Origin of the sequence: Actinosynnema sp. NPDC023658 (assembly GCF_040639995.1) — a bacterium.
Taxonomy (GTDB): domain Bacteria; phylum Actinomycetota; class Actinomycetes; order Mycobacteriales; family Pseudonocardiaceae; genus Actinosynnema.
Genome location: NZ_JBFAAX010001420.1, coordinates 1 through 1,156, shown reverse-complemented (window position 1 = coordinate 1,156; position 1,156 = coordinate 1). Strand labels below are relative to the sequence as shown.

The window sequence follows — 1,156 nt, the reverse complement described above, 5'->3', positions numbered from 1 at the left end:
TGGGACGGCGGCAGCGGCACCACCACCTACGCCGACCCGCACCACCGGCTCACCGGGATCCTGCTCACCCAGGTCGGCCTCTCGGTCCCCGACCCGGCCCACCTCGTCCACGACTTCTGGACCACCGCCTACCAGGCGCTCGAGGACTGATGCCGACCCCGCCGGGACCGCGGCCGCCACCGGCCCCGGCCCCGGTCCCGGCGGGGAGTCGCCGGACCTCAGGTCGTGACGAAGAGCGTGAAGTCCTCGCGGGCCTTGGCGTCGACGGCCATCGGCAGGTGGATGCGTCCCGAGTCGACCATCCGCCTCACCGCGGCGCGGCTCAGGCCGAACCCCGCGGTGAGCAGCTTCTCCACCCGGACGGGGGCCGGGAGCTCGAACCTGACCACGACTTCGAGCGGTGCGGCGTCGTCGCCTTCCAGGTCGTAGAACGGCATGTCGGTCTCCAGCTCCCACGTGCCGGTCCAGTCCAATCGGTACGAGGACCGGCCGGCCAGCGCCGCGTCCAGCGTGAGCTGCCGCACCAGGGCCGGATCGTTGTTCTCGAACCTCACCAGCAGCTCGTGGTCGAGCGACTGCACGTGGACGCGCTCGTGGACCGGGATCTTCGACGTGCGGCCGCACAGGTCGCAGCAGATCAGCATCCAGACGTCGAGGAGCTTGCCGTTCGCGTTCACCCGGAACTTGTCGGTGGGGTGGTGGCGCGTGGACCTGCACGACACGCACGACCGGACGATGGCGGGCAGTCCCACCTCCCTGATGAACCACAGGGCTTTCCGGTCGGCGCCCCCACCGTCGGCGGGCACACGGGTGCTGCGGAAGTCATTCATGGTTTTCGACGAACTCCAGGACTCGGATCCAGTGGCGTGCGGCCGACACCCCGAAGCGGTGCGTGCCGGCCAGCGCGACGTGGCAGATCACGTCGCGTGGAGGAAGCCCGCACTCGTCAGGACGTGCGGGCTTCGAGCGGGACGCCGAAGAGGACGGGGAGTCGTTCGAACCCGTCCCTACTTCGCGCGTGCGCCACTGGTCACCGAGTCATGCTCACATGATGTTCACCGCGTGGAGGTCGGGCAACCGGTTTTCCCGCGGGGGCACCGGCTGCCCGACGTCGACCGCGCCGACATCGGGTGGTGCGGGTCCGGGCGGGAGCGCG

1 protein-coding gene is annotated in these 1,156 nt (G+C 70.5%); it reads right to left on the bottom strand.

What is annotated here, in order from left to right; translation table 11 throughout:
* Positions 1-218: 218 nt before the first annotated feature.
* On the bottom strand, positions 219-830 hold the full coding sequence (locus AB0G02_RS41480) for a DUF1062 domain-containing protein (protein ID WP_360806440.1): 612 nt from the start codon (positions 828-830) through the stop codon (positions 219-221).
* Positions 831-1,156: the final 326 nt, after the last annotated feature.

Bases quoted from the DNA above. Each gene is read 5' to 3' on its own strand.
- AB0G02_RS41480 (WP_360806440.1), bottom strand. From the start codon at position 830: ATGAATGACTTCCGCAGCACCCGTGTGCCCGCCGACGGTGGGGGCGCC.